The following is a 20,706-nucleotide window of genomic DNA, read 5'->3' as shown; positions in this document are numbered from 1 at the left end:
CGTTGCTTCACCACGCCCACGCGCGGGGCCCGTCCCCGACACGTATACCCGGCCACGCATACCGTCATGCGAACATGCCGGAAAAGCTAAATTTCTTTATTGCGCTACCAGAAACGGAGTACCCGCGCAAGCGCCCCTCGCGTGATTTTGACAATTGCGTCGCCACTTGCCTTGCCGCGAGGGGCAAAGTCTGCCAAACTCGCCCCCAGCGCCCAGTCGCCCCCGGACCTCGCCGTCCGGCACGAGCGGCGCCATACCCCAAATGAGGTCGGACATGAAGAAATCCCTGGGTGCGCGCACCCTTGCCTATCCCACCCCGCTCTTTCTCGTGGGCACCTACGACCGCGACTCCCGCCCCAACATCATGGCGGCGGCGTGGGCGGGCATCTGCTGCTCGCAGCCGCCGAGCATCGCCGTTTCACTGCGCAAGGCCACCTATACCTACCGGTCCATCACCGAGCGCGGGGCCTTCACCATCTCCATCCCCTCGCGCACCTACGTTCGCCATGCGGACTATGCGGGCATCTATTCCGGCGAGAACGAGGACAAGTTCGCCTCGCTGGGGCTCACCCCGGTGCCCGGCGAGCATGTGGATGCGCCCTATGTGGGCGAATTTCCCATGGCCATCGAGCTGAAACTGATCCACCAGATTGAGATAGGTCTGCATACGCAGTTCATCGGCGAGATCATGGACGTGAAAGTGGACGAATCCTGCCTGCGCGATGACGGCCTGCCCGACATCAACAAGGTGGACCCGGTGATCTTCGCCCCGGTTTCGCGCGAATACTACGCCGTGGGCGAATTCCTGGCCAAGGCGTTCTCCGCGGGCAAGGGCCTGCGCTCCTGAGACCAGGCAAAGAGATGCTGCGCGGTCCCGCACCGGTTGCGGCGCCGCGCAGTTTTCCTTTATAGAAGCAGCCTGTCGCAGAACTTCCGTGCGCTGCACGGCCCACCAAAGACGGCCAGAACAAACCGGCCCCGCCCGGATGCCCCCCGGATGCCCATGACACTCTGCTCGGTCCAGGCCGCCCCCTGGCGCACAACCCTGCTGCTGGCACTGACGGACATCGCCGTCATCATCTGTGTCACGCTGGCGGCAACCCTGCTGCGCGACCTTGCGGGCAGCGGCGTCCAGTGGGAATTCTACCCCCGCCTGCTGCCCTTCCTGTTGTTGCTGCCGCTGTTCAACGCCGTGCTCGGGTTGTACGCGGCCATCACGCTGCCCCCACCGCAGGAACTGAAAAAGCTCACCCTTGGCGCCACCATGGCCTTTTTGTGCGCCGGTTCGTTCATTTTCTTCGCCAAGGGGGGTGAACTATACTCGCGTGTGGCCTTCCTGCTGGCGTGGCTGGGGTGCACCGTGGCCCTGCCGCTGTGCCGCCACTGGCTGCGCACCCGTCTTGCCCGGCACGCCTGGTGGGGAGTTCCCGCCGTGATCCTGGGCGGCGGGACAGCTGCCCTGGAAGTGGTGCGCACCCTGCATCAGCGCCCCCTGCTGGGGCTGCGACCCGTGGCGTGCGTCCCGCCGGATGGCAGGCCGGACCCTTCCGGCGAGGAGTGTGGCCTGGCTTGCTGCGCCAACGATGAGGAAGCCGTACGACGGTTTCCGCGTGCCTACGCCCTGCTGCTGCTCGACAGTTTCGCCGACAGCGAGGCGCGAAACCGCATCGTGGAAGCCACGGCGCGGTTCCGCAACGTGCTGATCATGCCCCCCTTTTCCACGGGCGGGGCGCGCCTGTGGGTCAGCGCCATGGACATCGGCGGTCTGCTGGGCCTGCTGGTGCGCCAGAACCTGCTGGACGCCAACCGGGTACGCCTGAAGCGGGCCATCGACCTGCTGCTCACGCTGGGCACCGCCGTGCTGGTTCTGCCGCTGATCCTGGCCATTGCCGCCTGGGTCCGCGTGGACAGCCCCGGCTCGCCCTTCTTTACCCAGCGCCGCATCGGCCAGAATGGCCGCGAGATGCACATCCTTAAATTCCGCACCATGGTCAAGGACGCCGAATGCGTGCTGCGCGACTGCCTGACGGCAAACCCCGAGTTGCATGCCGAATGGGAACGCGACCAGAAGCTGAAATGCGACCCCCGGGTGACCCGGGCCGGGGCCTTTCTGCGCAAGACCAGCCTGGATGAGCTGCCCCAGTTGTGGAACGTGCTGCGGGGCGAGATGAGTCTTGTGGGTCCGCGCCCCATCGTTCAGGACGAGGTGGAAAAGTACGGCGAGGTGTTCGACCTGTACACCCGCGTCAAGCCGGGCATCACCGGGCTGTGGCAGGTTTCCGGTCGCAACGACGTAAGCTACCAGCAACGCGTGGAAATGGACCGCTACTACATCTGCAACTGGTCGGTGTGGTTCGACATCTGGATTCTGGCCAAGACCGTGCCCGTGGTGCTGCAGCGCAACGGGGCGTACTAGAGGTTGCTTCTGACTGGCTTTTCAGCCCGTTTGCGTCGGGCCAAAGACAAACGCATGAAGGCCGGGAGAGTGCTCCCGGCCTTCATGCGTTGCGGCGGCTGTGCGCCCCGCGCGGCGGCACGCAACGTATTCCTCAGCGTCTCAATGCCTGCGCCCTGCCCGGCCCCGCCACATCCCGCAGGGTCTCTTCCACCACCACGCCGAATTCCGTCTGGAACCGTTCTTCGCCAAAGCTCCGGGCATGCGCGGCGATGTGCAGCGGGTCGAACCGCTGTTCCTCGCGCTCGAAGCGATCCAGCGCGGCCACCAGAGCATCCACGTCCTGGGCGTCGAAGAACAGCCCCGTCTCGCCGTCCACCACCGTCTCCAGCGCCCCGCCCCGCCCGTAGGCGATGACCGGTCGCCCACAGGCCATGGCCTCCACCGGCACCATGCCGAAATCCTCCTCGCCGGGGAACAGCAGCGCGCGGCTCCGGGCGTAGATGGCGCGCATGTCGGCGTCGTCCAGCCGCCCCACGAAGCGCACCGTGGGCCCGGCCACGGCCTCCAGCGCGCGGTGCATCTCGCCTTCGCCCGCCACAACCAGCGGACGGCCCGTGGCGGTACAAGCCCGCACGGCCAAATCCACCCGCTTGTAGCCCACAAGCTGGCCAAGGCACAGGTAGGGCGCCCCTTCCGTTGGCCGCGAAAGTTCGGCTGGCGCAAGGGCGCCCACGTCGACAGGAGGGGTTACGACGACCGCATCACGCCGCCAGTGCTTGCGGATGCGCGCCGCCACCGTCCGCGAATTGGCCACGCAGCGGTCCACCCGCATGGCCGACACTGCGTCCCACATGCGCAGGTAATGGAACCACGGGCGCATCATGCCCCGCATGAACCAACCAGCCTCTTCCAGGTAGTCCTGATAGAAATCCCACAGGTAGCGCATGGGGCTGTGGCAATAGCAGACATGGGGGGTGTCCGCGCGGGTCAGCACCCCCTTGGCCGGGCCGGATTCGCTGGAAATGACCAGGTCGTACCCGCGCAGGTCCAACTGCTCCAGGGCCAGCGGCATAAGCGGCAGGTATTTCTTGTAATGGCGCACCGCGCCGGGCAGACGCCCGATGAACGTGGTGCGGATGTCGTGCGCCAGCAGTTCGCGCGAAAGGCGGGTGCGATCGACCACGTGGGTGAAGATGTCTGCCTGCGGGTACATGCGGCACAGCGCCTCGACGACCTTTTCGCCGCCGCGCATGCCTACGAGCCAGTAATGTACGATGGCTACCTTCATCCTGCCTCCGGCCACATGCCGCCATTGCCTGAATGTTCCATATCCATGGCCTTGTAGCGCGCCCGGCAGGTAGGCGTCCAGCGCGGGTTGACGCTCGTGCCTGCGCCGCACCCCACTACCCCTGCGCACATGCGAAACGCCCCGCCGGTGGGCACCGGCGGGGCGTGGGCATGCGTCCTCTCCCGACCATTCCTGCCGGGCTATTTCTTCACCGTGGGGGGCACCCCATGCTTGTCGGCCAGCAGGCGCACTGCGTGCTCGATGGCCCGGTCCACGTTCTCGAAAACGTTCTCGCGCCCTATCATGTCCAGGGTGCCGAAGCGCGCCATCATGTTGCGGGCTGCGGGCCGCACGCCGGACAGCAGCAGCACGGTACCCCGGCGGCGGCAGGTGCGGTAGAACGCCTCCAGCGCGTTGGCCCCTGTGGAGTCAACCGTGGTGGCCTTGCGCATGCGCAGGATGAACACCTCGGGCTGCTTCTGCAACGCCTGCGACACGCTCTGGAAGCGGTCAGCCACGCCGAAGAAGAACGGCCCGTCGATCTCGTACACCTGCACCCCGTCGGGCACGGCGAGCTTCGCGGTTTCGCGGCCCTGGATCACCGGCTTGTCGTCGATGGCGCAGGAGCAGATGGCGGTCACCTCGCTCATGCGACGCATGAACAGCAACGAGGCCAGCATCACCCCCACGTACACCGCCACGGTCAGGTCGATGACCACGGTCAGCACGAAGGTCAGGCACATCACCGTGATGTCGGACTTGGGCGCGCGCAGCAGGCGCAGGAACTTGTGCAGTTCGCTCATGTCCCAGGAGACCATGATCAGCACGGCGGCCAGGCTGGCCAGCGGAATGAACGAGGCCAGCGGCGCGAGAAACAGCACGAAGGCCACCAGCACCGCCGCGTGCACCATGCCCGCCACCGGGGTCTGCCCGCCGGAACGGATGTTGGTGACCGTGCGCGCGATGGCCCCGGTGGCCGGAATGCCCCCGAACAGCACCGAGGCTATGTTGGCCACGCCCTGGGCTGTCAGCTCCACGTTGGAGTTGTGCTTGTCGCCGGTCATGCCGTCGGCCACCACGCACGAGAGCAACGATTCGATGCCCGCCAGCAGGGCGATGGTCATGGCGTCGGGCAGCAGTTCGCGCACGCGGGCAAGGGTGAACGTGGGCCAGATGAAGCTGGGCAGTTCACGCGGGATGCCCCCGAACCGGCTGCCGATGGTCTCGACCTGCAACCCCAGCGCCCACACGGCAAGGGAGGCCACGGCAACGCCCACCACGGGCGCGGGAATGCGCGGAATGAACCGCCGCGTGGCCAGGATGCAGGCCAGGGCCAGTCCTGCAACGCAGAGCGTGGTCGGGTTTACTGTGCCCAGGTGCTCTGCGTAGGCCAGCCATTTGTCAAAGAATTCCGGCGGTACCGCTTCCATCTGCAGGCCGAAGAAATCCTTCATCTGCGACGAGAAGATCAGCACGGCGATGCCCGCCGTGAACCCAGTGGTGACCGGATAGGGAATGTACTTGATGAGCACGCCGATGCGGCACAGGCCGAAGATGAGCAGCATGGCCCCGGCCAGCAGGGTGGTGATGACCAGGCCGTCATACCCGTGCCGGTAGATGACGTTGTAGATGATGACCACGAAGGCGCCGGTGGGCCCGCCGACCTGATAGCGGCTGCCGCCCAGCAGCGAAATGAGAAAACCGGCCACGATGGCGGTGAACAACCCGCGTTCCGGCGTGGTGCCCGAGGCAATGGCGAAGGCCATGGCCAACGGCAGGGCCACCACGCCCACGGTAAGCCCCGCCAGCAGGTCGCGGATGAATTTCTGCGTCGAATACCCGGCGCGCAGTTCCGTGATGGTACGCGGCAGAAAGGATGTCGCGTCGTCGCCCATGTTGTCTGTCCCAGCCATTGCCGCTCCCTTGCTTGCGCGCCCCGGGCTGGTGCATGCGCCCCAGGCACCGGTGGCGCCGTCATTCCCGAGCCGAACGCGACAACCCACCGCGCCCGACCCTGATCAGGAGTGCGCCACGCCCCGATTGACGCGCGTACTCACTCGCAAAAACCGCCTGCGTTTCCCCGGACATGCCGCGCAATGCCCTGTCCCGACGGGACCGCAGGTCAGCGGGGGTACGCGCCGCACACTGCGGCAGCGCTGCTGTTTTCAGCTGTAAGTAAAACACGCACCCCAAAGCCCGGTCCATTACTCCCGGTGCGCGACGTTGGCAAGTGAACAGTTATCAATCGCTTTTTCAGAATATTACGATGTATTGTATAAGACCTGCAACCTGCACGATGCGCACCACGCACCGCTGGCGCCATGGCGGGCCCCAGGCCCGGATACTGACCCGGATACTGACCCGGATACTAACCCGGATACTAACCCGGATACTGACCCGGATACTGGCCGGGGGCACCTGACAAACAGGCGTATACGGCGGAAGACCAGCGGCATGCCCGCCGCGCAGGCCAAAACGGAAGAACCGCCCGCAGGCCACAGGCCCGCGGGCGGTTCTTTTGCATGTGACGATGTGTGATCACGAACAGTTCGAGCACGCCGCCGGCCTCCGCCCTCGGACGGACGGACATTGGCAGATGGCGAAGGCAGGACGGACGGGACAGCCAGCGTGCTGCTACAGCGGACGCACCGCCGCGCAGATGCTCACGTCCCACGGTCCTTCCGCCGGGCAGCCCAGCATGTCGTGGTACAATTCGTAGCCGGGACGTTCGTCGCACTGCCAGCCGCTGGCGGGCAGCCATTGGGCGTACATGTCGTTCCAGGCCCTGAAAAATCCGTCGCAGGGGATCATGCTGCGGTATTCCGCATACAGCCCGCCCGGCAGGGTTTGTACGCTGATGCCCGCCTCGGCCAATTCCAGCGTGTCCACCTCCGGACCGATGGCGATGCAGGCGTCGTAGCGGCAGTTTTCCTGTGGGGTAACCTCCGGGTTGTCCCAGCTCACCCCAAATCCGGGCACGCCGGGCCGCAGCAGGCCGCGCTGCCCGGCCCAGGCCATCAGGCGCCCCCACACCGGACCAATTGTTTCGCTGGCATAGGGACCGATGTGTCGCAGGTAGGCCACGCGATATGCGGGCTTTTCCGAAACTTCCACGTTCATGGCGTCGCTCCTTGCGTTGTCCGGGGCCAGCCGGACGTGTGGCGAGCCACCCGGAAACCACGGCATGTCCCCGTGCGGGAACACCGCGCCGGAAAGGACCGGGATACCGGATGGCTCCGGATGGTGCGCCACGGGACCGGTTGCCCCATCGCGCCCGGCTGCCTCGTTGCACACGGACGGTTGGTACACCGGTCCGCCGTGCGGCGCGTTTCGCGCCTTGCCATTCCCGGCCTGCGCGCGAAAGGAGTCGGCCAGCAGGCAGTCCGCCCCCTCCCGGTCCGCTCCGGTCTGATAATGGCGGCGGCGGCGGTATTCGCTGGGCGTCATGTCGAACCGTTCGCGAAAGGCGCGGGCGAAATTCTGCGACGAGGAAAACCCGCAGTGCATGGCCACGTCGGTCACGCTCAAGGTGGGGGCAAAGGCCAGCATGTTGGCCGCGCGGTCCATGCGCAGGCGGCGGATGAACGCGTTCAGCGTCTCGCCCACCAACCCGGCGAAGATGCGGTGGAAATGAAAACGCGAAAAGGGCGCGGCCCCGGCCAGTTCGTCCAGGGTGAACTCTCGCGCGGGGTCCGCCACGATATAGTCGATGACCCGGTTGATGCGCGCCTCGTAGCGGCGCAGGGTGTCTTCTCGCAGGGGCAGGCTTTCCGGGCGGGGCAGGCCGAAGGCCGTTTCCGCGCCGCAAGGGGCGTAGTCCGTGAAGACGCCCGTGGACGGCGGCACGGGTGTGCCTTGACCGGCGATGTCCGCGTTGGAGGGGCCAGCAGAAAAGCCGGCAGCAGGGGAGGTCCCGGGGGCTGTCTCCGGAACGATTTCCGGGGATGGGGCGAGCGGTAAGCGCGTCATGGAAATCTCTCAGGGCGGACGGGGATGCCGGTTGGGAAGCAAACCACGAGACACTCCGACAGGGGCACACGGCGGACAACCCACCCATCCGCGGCGCAGTTGCCACACGACGGGGGCCACGCCGGCATGGCGCCCCTTCAGGTCAAAGCCTGGTATCCTTGGTGCCGGAACAGGTGAAGGCATTGGAAATCATGGCCCAGTGCCCGCCCTTGTCCACGCCCACGGCCTGCCCGCAGGCGCACCAGATGCGCCCGCCACGCTCCTCGGCATCGTACATGCGGGTGATGCGTTCCTTGTGGCAGCGCAACACCTCGCCCTTGCCGAGTTTCAGGTACTTCCAGAGTTTGCGGCGGCAGGCCGCGCAGCGCAGGGTAAGCATGGCCCATCTGATAGCAGGTGCGGCGAAGCGTGTCAGCCATGCCCGCCAGGACGGGACGGGACGGGAGAGCAGCAAGCAGGAGCGCCAATCGACGGGCTGGACAGAAGGGAATCCGGGGCAAATCCGGCACGGGTTAGCAGCCGCCACCTGCGCCGCTGCCTCGAAGGACGCGCCAGCACCACGCCGGGAATGGGCAGCCGGTCCTCGCTCCCAGGCGCAGCAAGGAGCAAATGCCATGCGGCAGCCACCCTGCCCCCATGCACACGCAGGGAAACGCGGCGGCAGCCAGCGGGGCACGCACATTCAGGAGAGCAAAAGAAGGAGGGGCACCGGGCGCACCCGCGCACCGGAACATGCCTATTCGGGCAACACCAACGGTTCGCCGCACGGGGCGGGGTGTTCCACGGCCTGCGTGCGATAGTTGGTCTCCAGCCGGGCCAGGACAGGATAGCGGCAAAACGCGCCATCGTAGGGCCTGGTCTTGCGCAGCATGAAGAATATGGTGTGCGCCAGGGTGGGAAAGATCCCGGCAAGGTGGCGGGCCACCACACTGGGAAAGGGATAGAACTGGCTGCCCATGAACTTTTCGAGCCGGAAGCCCCCCGGCCAGCATTCATCGAGAAACAGTTCGAAGTCCCCCCTGGAAAAGCAGCGCACATGTGCGGAACACATCTTGGACTGCGTGGGATGGCCGCCGAACAGCATCAGCAGCCTGTTGTGCAGCGCGGAAAGATTGGGCACGCCCAGGATGCACACCCCGCCCACCCGGAGCACCCTGGCCATTTCGTGAAAAATCCAGAAGACCTCCTTCACGTGCTCCAGCACCTGATTCGACAGCACGACGTCGATGCTTTCGTCAGTGAAGGGCAGGGGCTCTTCTTCGATGTTCACAGCATGCACCGTGCAGCCGCGCTCGCGCAGCAACCGCACGTTATCCGGATAGCATTCCACCGCGTGCAATGCCCCATGCGGGCACACCGCACGGGCGATGCCAAGGTCGCGCCCCATCCCGGCACCCACGTCCACCAGGGTGGAAAAGGGCATGGCCGCCCGCAGCATGGCCTCGACCGCCTGCGGTCCGTACGTTTCACGATGATCGATGAACCGCGCCACGGCGTGGCCGCCGCCAGTGCTGCCTTTTGGCGCTCGGGTCCGGGTTTGTTCCTGCATGTGCATCATGTACCGCAAGATTCGGGCGTCCGCAAACCGGCGGGACCGCGCCACGGGCACATTACCCCGCGCACAAACGCAAAAGTGGCGAGGTATTGCTACCTCGCCACTCGTGCATTCGATGGCGGAGCGGAAGGGACTCGAACCCTCGGCCTCCGGCGTGACAGGCCGGCGTTATAACCGTCTTAACTACCGCTCCGCGGAAACCCGACACGGATACCGACCGCAAAGCGGTCTTCCGCACCGGGAAATACTGGCTGGAGAAAAAGGGGGAGCTTGCGCTCCCCCCTCTGGGATCCTGGCGGAGCCGAAGGGACTCGAACCCTCGGCCTCCGGCGTGACAGGCCGGCGTTATAACCGTCTTAACTACGGCTCCGCGTGGTGGTGGGCAGTGCAGGGCTTGAACCTGCGACCCCCGCCGTGTGAAGGCGGTGCTCTCCCAGCTGAGCTAACTGCCCGCGCAGGAAGGAATGTCTATCCTCACCCCCCCGAAGTTGTCAACGGAATTTTTCCGGGGGCGCGCATTTTTTTGAACATATCGTACAAAAACCCAAGATTACAACACATTTTATCTCATCCATCACATTCCCGGCCCCGGAAAGCAGCCGCCGCCTCACACCCCGTACTGCCGGGGGCGGCCTGTCAAATCGGGATCATCTACTCGCAACGTGTTCGCTGCCAAAGCCTGGCGCGCTCCCTCCATGCATCCGCCTGCCGTTGCCGCCGGGCCTGGCCATTCCAGCCACCACCGCCTCGACCGGCGATTCCGCTCCGTCCTGCGCCCCCCCCCCCCCCCCCCCGCACGTGCCCCGTCTGACCCCGTCTGGCCCCGTCTGGCCCCGTCTGGCCCCGTCTGGCCCCGCCAGCTCAAACCCTGCCCCGGACGCAGGCCACTGCCGTTGCGCGCCTCACCCATTGGCACAACCGCCCAGTTTCACGGCTCCACAGCCCCACCGCTCCACGGGGTCACGAGTCGAGGGGCACGGCTTCGGCTTTCACCCGACAGGCACCCTGTTCCCCATGCGCCCGCCTGCTTCCATCCGCATCCGAATCCGCCCCCACCCCTCCCGCCGAACGCGTGCAATCCGCACGCAGGGCACAGACAATCCTTGCGCACGGGCCCGTCTCTCTATACAAGGGTACTCGCATACCGTCGTCATGCGCGGCGTTTACTGCAGCGCCCGGCGTCGGAGACGGAACGTCCTTTTCAGGAGTGCGACGCACGCACATGTTCGACATCACGGATACCGATGCCGCAGAGGACACCCCCTGCCGCACCTGCATACAACCGGCCATCGACCACAGCATGCAGCTCACCCTGCTGCTGCGCGACGCAACCGCCTACGCCACCCTGCTGCGCACCCGCTTTGCGGATGAACGTTCTCACGCGCCCCCGCCGACGTCCGACTCGTCGGCCCGGAGCAACTGACGCCACTTCACGCCGCACCCCCACAGCGGGAGCCCCCATGCTCGCCCAGCCAACTGCGCACCTTCTGCATGCACCACGCCACCAGCGCCGGTGCCGCCCCCTTCCCGCGCGCCTCGCGCCCGCGCGTTTCCCGTACTTCCTGTGCATCCTGCTGGTTGCTGTGCTGCTGCAGCACCCGGCGTCCGCCCTTGCCCGCGACCCCTCCGTGCTCGACGGGTTGGCCCTTGCCCAGCGTGGGGTCAGCGCCAACCTGTGCGCCCTCACCTTTGACGACGGCCCTGGCCAGACCACGGAGGCGCTGCTGGACATCCTGCGCGACAAGGGCGTGCGGGGCACCTTCTTCGTGGTGGGATCGCGCGTGCACAGGTACCCGGAAACCCTGAAGCGCCTGGTGGCCGAAGGCAACGAGGTGGGCAACCACACCTTCACGCATGTCAGCCTGCGTCAACGCCAACCCGTGGAACAACTGAGCGAGATCGCCCGCACCAACGGGGAACTGGCCAAACTGGGCATTGTACCGCGCTACCTGCGCCCGCCCTATGGTCGCTACGACAATGCCACCATCGACGCCGCCGCCGCGCAGGGCATGACCATCGCCCTGTGGTCGGTGGACAGCCGCGACTGGCGAAAGCACGATCTGGCCGCCGTCCTGCCGCGCAAGGTATACGGGGTGCTCGGCGTGCGCGGGGTGTTCCTGTTCCACGACAACCACCGCGAGACGGTGGAGGCGCTGCCCAACCTCATCGATCGCCTGTCCGAGGCGGGCTGCACCTTCGTGACCATGTCCGAATACGTGGAAACCTCCGGCCCGCTCTGCCTGCACTGACCGGGGCGCGCCCAGCACTCCCCGCCGTTTCAGCTTTTCGCTCGCCGCACTCCATTCCCCCGGCCCTCGCGCTCCGACACCCTGCCGTTCGCGCCACCCGCGGGCCCGTGCTTCCTTCCCGCGTCCCTGCGTCACCCCTGCCGCGCCTTCGTCCAGCGTCCGCTGGCGCTTTGGCCCACGTCCTTACTCACGTTCTGGCTCGCATCCCGGCCCACGCTCCGGCTCACTCTGCGAGCCGCTTTTTTTGACTGCTGTCTTGCCCCCCCGACCCGCGCCCGCCGCCCTCCGACTACGCCCTCGCCCGTCCGGCCTGCCCCATGTTTCACGCTGCCCGTCGGCGCGGACATGCCCACGCCCCCGCACCATCACGACAATGCCATTGCCCGTTACCGTCATTTTCCGGCACGTTCCCGCCCGCCGCCACTCCCGTTCCGCTCGGGAGTGTGGACTGTGCCCGCCTGCGATGGGTTGAGCAACCAACCGTATTGATTGCAAATTTTTTTGAAGACGAGTGTTATCCAGCCAAAACGGAACATTACCCCTGCCCAATGACATCCGCACCACTGTTTGCCGTGTTTACATTCTCGTCCAAACGCGCGTATTGGAACGCCATTACAACTTTCGGCTCGCGAGAAGGAGCCCGCCGCACTTCGCGGCATGGCCGGACCGGGCGTCCCGCCCAGGCAGACCGCCCTTGCGGGCGGATGTCGACGCCCCTTCCCGCCGTGCCGCCGCCTCGTGAGCGCATGCCCTCCACCCGGTCCCATGGCCGGTTGGCGTCCGTTTCCTTCACTTTTCCGGAGGTCGAACCATGCGCAACATCCTGCTGGCCCTGTGTCTTTCCCTGTGCCTCGCCCTGCCTGCCACCGCTCCTGCGGCGGACCTTGCCCTCAGCGTGCCGCTGCCGCTTACCGGCGGGCAGGCCAAGTTCGGCGAGATCATCAAGAAGTCCATGGACATCGCCGTCGAGGAAATCAACGCCAAGGGCGGCGTGAAGGGCGGCAAGCTGGTGCTGCGCTTCGAGGATTCGCAGGGCAAGCCTGAAATCGCCCGGTCCATCGCCGAAAAGATCATCGACGTGCAGAAGCAGCCGCTGCTGTTCGGCGAATACACCTCGGCCTGCGCCAAGGCCGTGGCCGCCGTGGCGGAAGAACGCAAGACCCCGTACGTGGTTGTCGCCTCCGCAGCGGACGAGATAACCCAGCAGAACTACAAGTACGTCTACCGCATCAACCCCACCAACGCCTATTACGCCTCGGGCCTGCTTTCGTTCATGGACAAGGTGGTCAAGCCCAAGACCATGGTCATCCTGTACGAATCGTCCGACTTCGGCACCTCCGGCGCGGAAGAGATGGCCAAGTCCGCCGAAAAGGCGGGCATCAAGGTGCTGATGAAGGAGAAGTACGAAAAGGGCGCGGTGGACTTCAAGCCCGTGCTCTCGCAGGTCAAGGCGCAGAACCCCGACGTCATCTACATGGTCTCCTACGTCATGGACGCGGCCCTCCTGATGCGCCAGATCAAGGAACTGCGCATCGACGCGCGCCTGTTCGCGGGGGGCGCCGCCGGGTTCGCCATCCCCGAATTCATCGACAACGCCAAGGACGCCGCCGAATTCGTGGTGACCGCCACCCTGTGGAGCCCGCAGGTCAGCTACCCCGGCGCGCGCGAATTCGCAGAAAAGTACAAGGCCGCCCACGGCGACTACCCCTCGTACCATGGCGCGCTGGCCTATTCTTCGGTGTACGTGGTCAAGGACGCCGTGGAACGCGCCAAGGCCCTGACCACCGAGGACATCAACGCCGCCATGAAGGGCGTGGACCTGATGACCGCCTTCGGCCCGGTGAAGTTCGAAAGCCGCGACGGCTACCAGAACCAGAACTTCATCGACACGCTGGCCTTGCAGGTGCTGCAGGGAAAGCACGAGACCATCTGGCCCGAACGCTACGCCAGCGCCAAGCCGGTGTTCCCCCTCCCCAAGTGGCGCGAACGCAAGTAGCGCCTTCCATCACGCCGTGACCACACGGCGGCGGAGTGCCTCCCGCCGCCGCGCGACACACCGGCCCAAAGGGCCGTCCACGGTGGACTGTTACCCGTCCGCCCCTCCGCCCCCTGCCGGTGCCGGGTTCGCAAAACCCGGCACCGACAGGACGGAGGCCCGATAGCCGGACCGCACCCGCGCGCAACGCCCGCCCTTCCGGACTCTGGACGAGCCTTCCTGCGCAGGGTCGCGCATGCCCGTCCGCCGCCGCACGGACAACCCGCCGCCAGTCAACACAGGCCAACTGACTCAGGCCAACCAAATCAGGGAGGTCACGCCCCATGTGGGTGCAAGCCGAAGTGTTTCTGCAAACCCTTGTCGCCGGCATCCTGCTCGGCGGCCTGTACGCGCTCATCGGCATCGGCATGACGCTGATCCTCGGCGTCATGAAGATCATCAACCTCACCCATGGCCAGCTGATGATGGTGGCCATGTACATCGCCTTCTGGCTGTTCACCCTGTTCGGCATCGACCCGTACGTGTCGCTGCTCATCGCGCCGCCGCTCATGTTCGCCTTCGGCATGCTGATCCAGAAGGCGCTGGTGAACCCGGTGCTGCGCGTGGAATCCATCCTGCCGCACAACCAGGTCATCCTTACCGTGGGCATCGGGCTGGTGTTGCAGAACGTGGCCACCATCCTGTTCACCTCCGACTACCGGTCCACCCCCGTGGACTATGCCTCCACCGCCTTCTACCTGTCCGACCTGTGGGCGGGCACGCCGGTTGAAATATCCCTGTCGCTGCCGTGGGCTGTGTCGTTCCTGCTTTCGGTGGTGATCACCGTGCTGCTGTGGTTCTTCCTGGCCCATACCGACACCGGCAAATCCATCCGCGCCACCGCGCAGGACAAGGACGCCGCCCTGATCATGGGCGTGAACGTCGGCCTGATGCGGGTCATCACCTTCGGCCTGGGGTCCGCGCTGGTGGCCTGCGCCGGGTGCCTGTTCATCCCCATCTACTACCTGTTCCCCGCGCTGGGGTCGCAGTTCACGCTCATCGCCTTCGTCATCACCATCCTTGGCGGGCTGGGGTCCACGCTGGGCGCCATCCTGGGCGGGCTGATCCTGGGCGTGTTCGAATCCATGACCGCCACCTACGTGGGCATGGGCTGGGCTCCGGTTGGGCGCTTCGTCATCTTCGTGGCCGCGCTGGTGTTCCTGCCGGGCGGCGTCGCCTCGCTCCTCAAGACCAGGAAGCTCTTGAAATGAAAAACAACCTCGTTCCGCTGGTCGTGCTGGCGGTGCTGGCCGGGCTGCCGCTGCTGGGCCTGAACAGCTACGTCATGCACATCCTCATCCTGTCCATCATGTGGACCCTGGCGGGCATGGCCTGGAACCTGCTGGGCGGCTACTGCGGCCAGGTGTCGTTCGGGCATGCCGCGTTCTTCGGCATGGGCGCGTACAGCGCGGGCCTCATCCACCTGCACCTGGGCCTGTCGCCCTGGTGGGGCTTTCTGGTCAGCCTGCCGCTGGTGGCGCTGGTGGCACTGGCCATGGGCTCGGTGGTGCTGCGGCTGCGCGGCCCCTACTTCGTGCTGGCAACCCTTGCCATCGGGGAAGTGCTGCGCATCACCTGCGAAAATCTTACCGATTTCACCAAGGGCACCCTCGGCATCATGATCACCCGCACCTGGGTGGAAAAGACGCAGTACTACTACATCATCCTGGGGCTTGCCCTGCTGGGCTTCGTGGTGTGCCGGGCCATCGTGCATTCGCGCTGGGGGTACTACTTCGTGGCCATCCGCGAGGATCAGGACGCCGCGGAATCCATGGGCATAGACACCACGCGCTACAAGACCATCGCGCTGACGGTCAGCGCCATGCTTACCGGCCTGGCCGGGGCGTTCTACACCAACTACATGGGGTACATCGATCCGGGGGTGGTGTTCTCGCTGGGCGAAATCTCCATCCTGATCATCATGGTGGTCATGGTGGGCGGGGTGGCCACGCAATGGGGCCCGGCGCTGGGCGCGGGCATCATGGTCATCCTGGCGGAATACATCCGCTCGCTGCCACTCATCGGCGTGGCCTACCAGACCATGTTCGGCGTGCTGCTCATCGTGATCATCATCTACCTGCCCAACGGGCTGGTGGGTGACTGGCCGGTGCTCCGGCGCAAGCTGCTGCGCAGGGGGGCCACGGCATGAGCATGCTCGAAATCCGCAAGCTGTCCATGTTCTTCGGCGGCTTGGCCGCCCTGCACGACGTGAACTTCGACGTGCGCCAGGGCGAGATACTGGCCCTCATCGGTCCCAACGGCGCAGGCAAGACCACCCTGTTCAACTGCGTGAACGGCTTCTACAACCCCTCGGAAGGGCAGGTGCTGTTCAAGGGCCAGCCCATATCCGGACTGAAGCCGCACAAGGTCTGCCAGATGGGCATTGCCCGTACCTTTCAGGTGGTCAAGCCGCTGTCGCGCATGAGCGTGTTCGACAACGTGCTGGCGTCGGCCTTCCTGCGCAACCCCACCCGCAAGGGCGCGCAGGACGTGGCCGACGAGGTGCTGCACTTCACCGGGCTGTGGGACGACCGGGACCAGTTGTCCAAGGGCCTGCCGCTGGGCAAGCGCAAACGGCTGGAAATAGCCCGCGCGCTGGCCACCCAGCCGGAATTCCTGTTGCTGGACGAATCGTTCGCGGGGCTTAACCCGGCGGAACTGGACGTATCCATCGACATCATCCGGGGCATCAAGCAGCAGGGCATCACCGTCATGATCATCGAGCACCACATGAAGGTGATCATGGCCATTTCGGACCGCATCGTGGTGCTGAACTTCGGCCAGAAGATCGCCGAGGGATCGCCCGCGGAAATCAGCGCCGACAGGCAGGTCGTTGAAGCATACCTGGGGGAGGAGCACGGTGCTTGAGGTTCGCAACATCGATGTCGCCTACGGCGACGTGCAGGTGATCTGGGACGTCTCGTTCCGGGTGGGCCAGGGCGAGATTGTGGCCATGATCGGCGCCAACGGCGCGGGCAAGTCCACCATCATGCGCACCGTGTCGGGCGTGCTGCGCCCCGGCAAGGGCCAGATACTGCTGGCGGACGAGGCCATCCACAACGTGGAGCCTTACACCCTCATCGAAAAGGGGCTGGCCCACGTGCCCGAGGCGCGGCGGCTGTTTCCGGAAATGAGCGTGGAGGAAAACCTGGACATGGGGTCGCTGCGGGGCCGGGCACGCAAGGAGAGGGCACGCACCAAGGAGCGGGTGTTCTCCATCTTCCCGCGCCTGTCCGAGCGGCGCAGGCAGGCTTCCGGCACCCTCTCCGGCGGCGAGCAGCAGATGCTGGCCATAGGCCGGGGACTGATGGCCCTGCCCCGGCTGATCATGTTCGACGAGCCGTCCCTGGGCCTTGCGCCCATTCTGGTACAGGATATCTTCAATGTCATCCGCACGGTGCGCGACGAAGGCATGACCGTGCTCATCGTGGAGCAGAACGTGCGGCAGACGCTGGCCCTGTGCGACAGGGCCTACGTGCTGGAAAACGGACGCATCACCCAGGAGGGGGCCGGGGCCGACCTGCTGCGCGACCCCCACGTGAAAGCCGCGTACCTTGGGGTGTAGCGCGCCGCGCCGCCCTGCCATTTTCCAACGGAGGTTCCCATGCTGGTCAAGGACTGGATGACCACCCACGTCTACACGGTAACGCCCGACGATTCCATTTCGTACGCGGCGGGCATGATGCGCGAGCGCAACGTGAAGCACCTGCCGGTGGTCGAAAACGATCTGCTGGTGGGCATGCTGTCCGACCGCGACATCAAGGCCTACCTGCCGTCCAAGGGCACGTCGCTGGACATCTACGAAATCAACTACCTGCTGGCCAAGACCAAGGTCAGCCAGGCCATGACCCGACCGGTGGTCTCCATACCGGCGGAAACGCCCATCGAGGACGCGGCCATGATCATGCACGATCGCGACTTCGGCTGCCTGCCGGTAACGAAGGCTGTTCCCGGCGGCCAGCGGTTGACGGGCATCATTTCCGACAACGACCTGTTCCGGGTCATGGTGGACATCACCGGCGTGCGCGGCGGCGGCCACCGGCTGGCCCTGGTGCTGCCCGACCGGCCCGGCTCCATCAAGGAGGCGGGCGACCTCGTCCGGGCGCGCGGCTTCCGCCTGCAAAGCATCATGTCCACCAACGAAAAGGCCGCCCCCGGCACCCGCTATGTGGTGCTGCGCACCCGGGGCGAGGGAGACTGGCTCGGCCTGCTGGAAGACATGGAGAAGAGTCCGTTCCACCTGGTGCACGCGCTGTAGGCGCGCACCCCCGCCAGAGACACGAGGGCCGGGAGACGATCCCGGCCCTTTTGCATTGCCCGCCGCATCAACATATATGGGCGGGCAGGGCGCGGACCAACGAGGGGCTGGACCAGGAAAAAGGATTGCCCCACGCCACGCGCCCGCGCATGCCCCCTCACCTGCGCCTCTCCTGCCGCCCCCCAGCTTTCCCGCTTGCCACCAAAAGCTGCTGCTGTTACAAGTTTGCAAAAATCATAGGGGCACAGCACCCTATATTTTGTACGAATTTGTAAAATTTGCGTGTTTTTTACCGGCCCCGTGCGCAGGCCGAACTGCCAACCGCACGGAACACCGGTCTTTTTTTTAGTGGACCGCTTCTTGCTTTTGCTTTTGACGTCGCACCGCGCCGACACCCGCCACGTGCCACGCGGCGGAACCGGCACGCCGCCGCACCCCGGCAGGGCGACCACGGGAACAGGGACACTGGCGCGAGCAGGTCGCGCCGGACACATGCAACAAATTTGTAAGCATCGCGATTACCGCAACCCCCTTTCAGGAGAACGTCCATGAGCGGAATCCAGGCCCGTCTGAACGCGATCTCGGCCATCACCAACTACAAGCCGAGCGCGGCCCCCATGAACTTCGCCGAAACCAAGCCCACCGAGCTGTTCGGCTGCAACGTCTTCAACGACAAGGTCATGAAGGACCGCCTGCCCAAGGCCGTCTACAAGTCGCTGAAGAAGACCATCGAACTCGGCGAAAAGCTCGACCCCTCCATCGCCGACGTGGTCGCCAACGCCATGAAGGACTGGGCCATCGAAAAGGGCGCCACCCACTTCACCCACGTCTTCTACCCGCTCACCGGCCTGACCGCCGAAAAGCATGACGCCTTCCTGGTGCCCGACGGCAAGGGCGGCGCACTGGCCGAGTTCAGCGGCAAGCTGCTGATCCAGGGTGAGCCCGACGCCTCCAGCTTCCCCTCCGGCGGTCTGCGCGCCACCTTCGAAGCGCGCGGCTACACCGCGTGGGACGTCAGCAGCCCCGCCTACATCCTGGAAAATCCCAACGGCACCTTCCTGTGCATCCCCACCGCGTTCGTCTCGTGGACCGGCGAGGCCCTGGACAAGAAGACCCCGCTGCTGCGCGCCAACCAGGCCCTGAACAAGCAGGCCCAGCGCGTGCTGAAACTGTTCGGCACCGAAACCAAGCTGCCCGTGGTTTCGTTTGCCGGGGCCGAGCAGGAATATTTCCTCATCGACCGCAACTTCGCCTTCGCCCGGCCCGACCTGCACATCTGCGGCCGCAGCCTGTTCGGCGCCAAGCCCGCCAAGGGCCAGGAATTCGAGGACCAGTACTTCGGCGTCATTCCCCGCCGCGTGCTGTCCTTCATGATGGAAGTGGAGCGCGAACTGTTCAAGCTCGGCGTGCCGGTGAAGACCCGCCACAACGAAGTGGCCCCCAGCCAGTACGAAATCGCCCCCATCTTCGAAACCAGCAACCTGGCCACCGACCACAATCAGCTGGTCATGACCGTGCTGCGCAGCGTGGCCAAGCGTTACGGCATGGTCTGCCTGCTGCACGAAAAGCCCTTCGCGGGCATCAACGGCTCGGGCAAGCACCTCAACTACTCCATCGGCAACGCCGACCTCGGCAGCCTGTTCGATCCCGGCGACAGCCCGCATGAAAACGCCCAGTTCCTGGTGTTCTGCGCCGCCGCCATCCGCTCCGTGCACAAGTACGGCGCCCTGCTGCGCGCCACAGTGGCGTCCGCGTCCAACGACCACCGCCTGGGCGCCAACGAAGCCCCGCCGGCCATCATGTCCGTGTACCTCGGCGAACAGCTGGCCGACGTGTTCGCGCAACTGAAGACCGGCAAGGTCAACGGCTGCAAGAAGGCCTGCGTCATGAACATCGGCGTGGACGTGCTGCCGCCGCTGCCCATGGATCCGGGCGACCGCAACCGCACCAGCCCCTTTGCCTTCACCGGCAACCGCTTCGAATTCCGCGCCGTGGGCTCGTCCATGTCCATCGCCGGTCCCCAGGTGGCCCTGAACACCATGATGGCCGAATCGCTGGACTACATCGCCACCGAACTGGAAAAGGCCACCAAGGGCGATCCCGCCAAGCTCAACGAGGCCGTGCAGAAGCTGCTCCAGAAGATCATGCAGGAGCACGACAAGGTCATCTTCAACGGCGACGGCTACTCCGAGGAATGGCACAAGGAAGCGGAAAAGCGCGGCCTGCCCAACCTGAAGACCACACCCGACGCCCTGCCCGTGCTGAGCACCCCCGAAGTGGTGAAGCTGTTCACCTCCTACGGCGTGTTCAGCGAGGCGGAAGTGAAGTCGCGCGAGGAAATCTACCTCGAGCAGTACTGCAAGACCGTGAAGACCGAAGCCAACCTGGTCATCCGCATGGCCCGCACCATCATCTTCCCCGCCGCCATGCGCTACCAGGGCGAACTGGCCGCCACCTGCGCCAACCTGAAGGCCGCCGGGCACGACTACAAGGTGGTCACCCTTGAAGACGTGACCGCCAAGCTGCGCGCCATGCAGGCCGCCGTGGGCGAACTGGAGAAGAAGCTGGAGCACGAGGCCGACAGCACCCACGCCGAAGCCAAGCACATGTGCGACGTGATCCTGCCCGCCATGCTGAAGGTGCGCGAATACGCCGACGCGCTGGAAGCCGTGGTGGCCGACGACCTGTGGGCCCTGCCCAGCTACCAGGAAATGCTGTTCATCAAGTAGGGCCATGCCCTGCCGGACGGCAGACATGCAACGACACGGGCCGCCCTTCGGGGCGGCCCTTTGCGTACCCACCGCACCAGGCAAACCGGGCCGCGCCGCCGCAACGGGCCACATGGCCTGCTCGCCTTGCGCTTGACGCCGGGCCCGCCCCCGTCTAGGGCATGAGGCACCACGCGGCAGGCCCCGTGCCAGGGGCCGGATGCCGCGCACATTTCCGCCGCAAGG

General features: G+C 65.6%; 16 protein-coding genes and 3 tRNA genes. 11 read left to right on the top strand and 8 right to left on the bottom strand.

Translation table 11 applies throughout. The features are described from left to right. Positions 1-274: 274 nt before the first annotated feature. Positions 275-847: a flavin reductase family protein gene (locus FVW20_RS11585; protein ID WP_196609728.1), complete on the top strand. Its 573-nt coding sequence runs from the start codon at positions 275-277 to the stop codon at positions 845-847. Positions 848-997: 150 nt separating this feature from the next. After that, positions 998-2,416, top strand: coding sequence for an undecaprenyl-phosphate galactose phosphotransferase WbaP (gene wbaP / locus FVW20_RS11580; protein WP_231039060.1), 1,419 nt, complete (start codon positions 998-1,000; stop codon positions 2,414-2,416). A 133-nt stretch (positions 2,417-2,549) separates the two neighbouring features. Here the strand turns inward: wbaP and FVW20_RS11575 are convergent, their stop codons facing one another. The 8 genes from FVW20_RS11575 to FVW20_RS11540 form a co-directional block, all read right to left on the bottom strand. After that, positions 2,550-3,686: a glycosyltransferase gene (locus FVW20_RS11575; RefSeq protein WP_196609727.1), complete on the bottom strand. Its 1,137-nt coding sequence runs from the start codon at positions 3,684-3,686 to the stop codon at positions 2,550-2,552. Between the two features lie 200 nt (positions 3,687-3,886). Next, positions 3,887-5,599, bottom strand: a complete 1,713-nt coding sequence (locus FVW20_RS11570) for a SulP family inorganic anion transporter (RefSeq protein ID WP_196609726.1) — start codon at positions 5,597-5,599, stop codon at positions 3,887-3,889. Between the two features lie 721 nt (positions 5,600-6,320). Continuing rightward, a complete protein-coding gene (locus FVW20_RS11565; RefSeq protein ID WP_307831507.1) occupies positions 6,321-7,532 on the bottom strand; it encodes an AraC family transcriptional regulator in 1,212 nt (403 codons plus the stop codon). A 265-nt stretch (positions 7,533-7,797) separates the two neighbouring features. After that, positions 7,798-8,034, bottom strand: coding sequence for a hypothetical protein (locus FVW20_RS11560; protein ID WP_196609724.1), 237 nt, complete (start codon positions 8,032-8,034; stop codon positions 7,798-7,800). 357 nt (positions 8,035-8,391) lie between these two features. Beyond that, complete coding sequence (locus FVW20_RS11555; protein ID WP_196609723.1) at positions 8,392-9,147, bottom strand: methyltransferase domain-containing protein; 756 nt, start codon at positions 9,145-9,147, stop codon at positions 8,392-8,394. Between the two features lie 179 nt (positions 9,148-9,326). Continuing rightward, positions 9,327-9,403: transfer RNA gene (locus FVW20_RS11550), tRNA-Asp, on the bottom strand. A 100-nt stretch (positions 9,404-9,503) separates the two neighbouring features. Continuing rightward, a tRNA-Asp gene (locus FVW20_RS11545) sits at positions 9,504-9,580 on the bottom strand. Positions 9,581-9,586: 6 nt separating this feature from the next. Next, positions 9,587-9,662: transfer RNA gene (locus tag FVW20_RS11540), tRNA-Val, on the bottom strand. A gap of 770 nt (positions 9,663-10,432) precedes the next feature. On the opposite strand from FVW20_RS11540, the gene FVW20_RS11535 reads away from it, so the two are divergent. From FVW20_RS11535 to FVW20_RS11495, 9 genes are all read left to right on the top strand, one after another. After that, the gene (locus FVW20_RS11535) at positions 10,433-10,633 is read left to right on the top strand and encodes a hypothetical protein (protein WP_196609722.1); all 201 of its coding nucleotides are present in this window, start codon (positions 10,433-10,435) and stop codon (positions 10,631-10,633) included. Positions 10,634-10,670: 37 nt separating this feature from the next. Then, a complete protein-coding gene (locus FVW20_RS11530; protein WP_196609721.1) occupies positions 10,671-11,459 on the top strand; it encodes a polysaccharide deacetylase family protein in 789 nt (262 codons plus the stop codon). Between the two features lie 811 nt (positions 11,460-12,270). After that, positions 12,271-13,455: an ABC transporter substrate-binding protein gene (locus FVW20_RS11525; protein ID WP_196609720.1), complete on the top strand. Its 1,185-nt coding sequence runs from the start codon at positions 12,271-12,273 to the stop codon at positions 13,453-13,455. Between the two features lie 323 nt (positions 13,456-13,778). Continuing rightward, positions 13,779-14,705, top strand: coding sequence for a branched-chain amino acid ABC transporter permease (locus tag FVW20_RS11520; RefSeq protein WP_196609719.1), 927 nt, complete (start codon positions 13,779-13,781; stop codon positions 14,703-14,705). After that, the gene (locus FVW20_RS11515; protein ID WP_196609718.1) at positions 14,702-15,643 is read left to right on the top strand and encodes a branched-chain amino acid ABC transporter permease; all 942 of its coding nucleotides are present in this window, start codon (positions 14,702-14,704) and stop codon (positions 15,641-15,643) included. The genes FVW20_RS11520 and FVW20_RS11515 overlap by 4 nt, the downstream gene beginning before the upstream one ends. After that, positions 15,640-16,362, top strand: coding sequence for an ABC transporter ATP-binding protein (locus tag FVW20_RS11510; protein ID WP_167126131.1), 723 nt, complete (start codon positions 15,640-15,642; stop codon positions 16,360-16,362). Before FVW20_RS11515 ends, FVW20_RS11510 begins: the two co-directional genes overlap by 4 nt. After that, positions 16,355-17,059: an ABC transporter ATP-binding protein gene (locus tag FVW20_RS11505; protein WP_196609717.1), complete on the top strand. Its 705-nt coding sequence runs from the start codon at positions 16,355-16,357 to the stop codon at positions 17,057-17,059. Before FVW20_RS11510 ends, FVW20_RS11505 begins: the two co-directional genes overlap by 8 nt. A gap of 39 nt (positions 17,060-17,098) precedes the next feature. Continuing rightward, complete coding sequence (locus FVW20_RS11500; protein ID WP_196609716.1) at positions 17,099-17,752, top strand: CBS and ACT domain-containing protein; 654 nt, start codon at positions 17,099-17,101, stop codon at positions 17,750-17,752. 548 nt (positions 17,753-18,300) lie between these two features. Next, on the top strand, positions 18,301-20,481 hold the full coding sequence (locus FVW20_RS11495; RefSeq protein ID WP_167126122.1) for a glutamine synthetase III family protein: 2,181 nt from the start codon (positions 18,301-18,303) through the stop codon (positions 20,479-20,481). The last annotated feature ends 225 nt before the right edge of the window (positions 20,482-20,706 follow it).

It is taken from the genome of Nitratidesulfovibrio oxamicus (assembly GCF_015731765.1).
Classification (GTDB): domain Bacteria; phylum Desulfobacterota; class Desulfovibrionia; order Desulfovibrionales; family Desulfovibrionaceae; genus Cupidesulfovibrio; species Cupidesulfovibrio oxamicus.
This window is presented reverse-complemented; position numbering and strand designations above follow the sequence as displayed.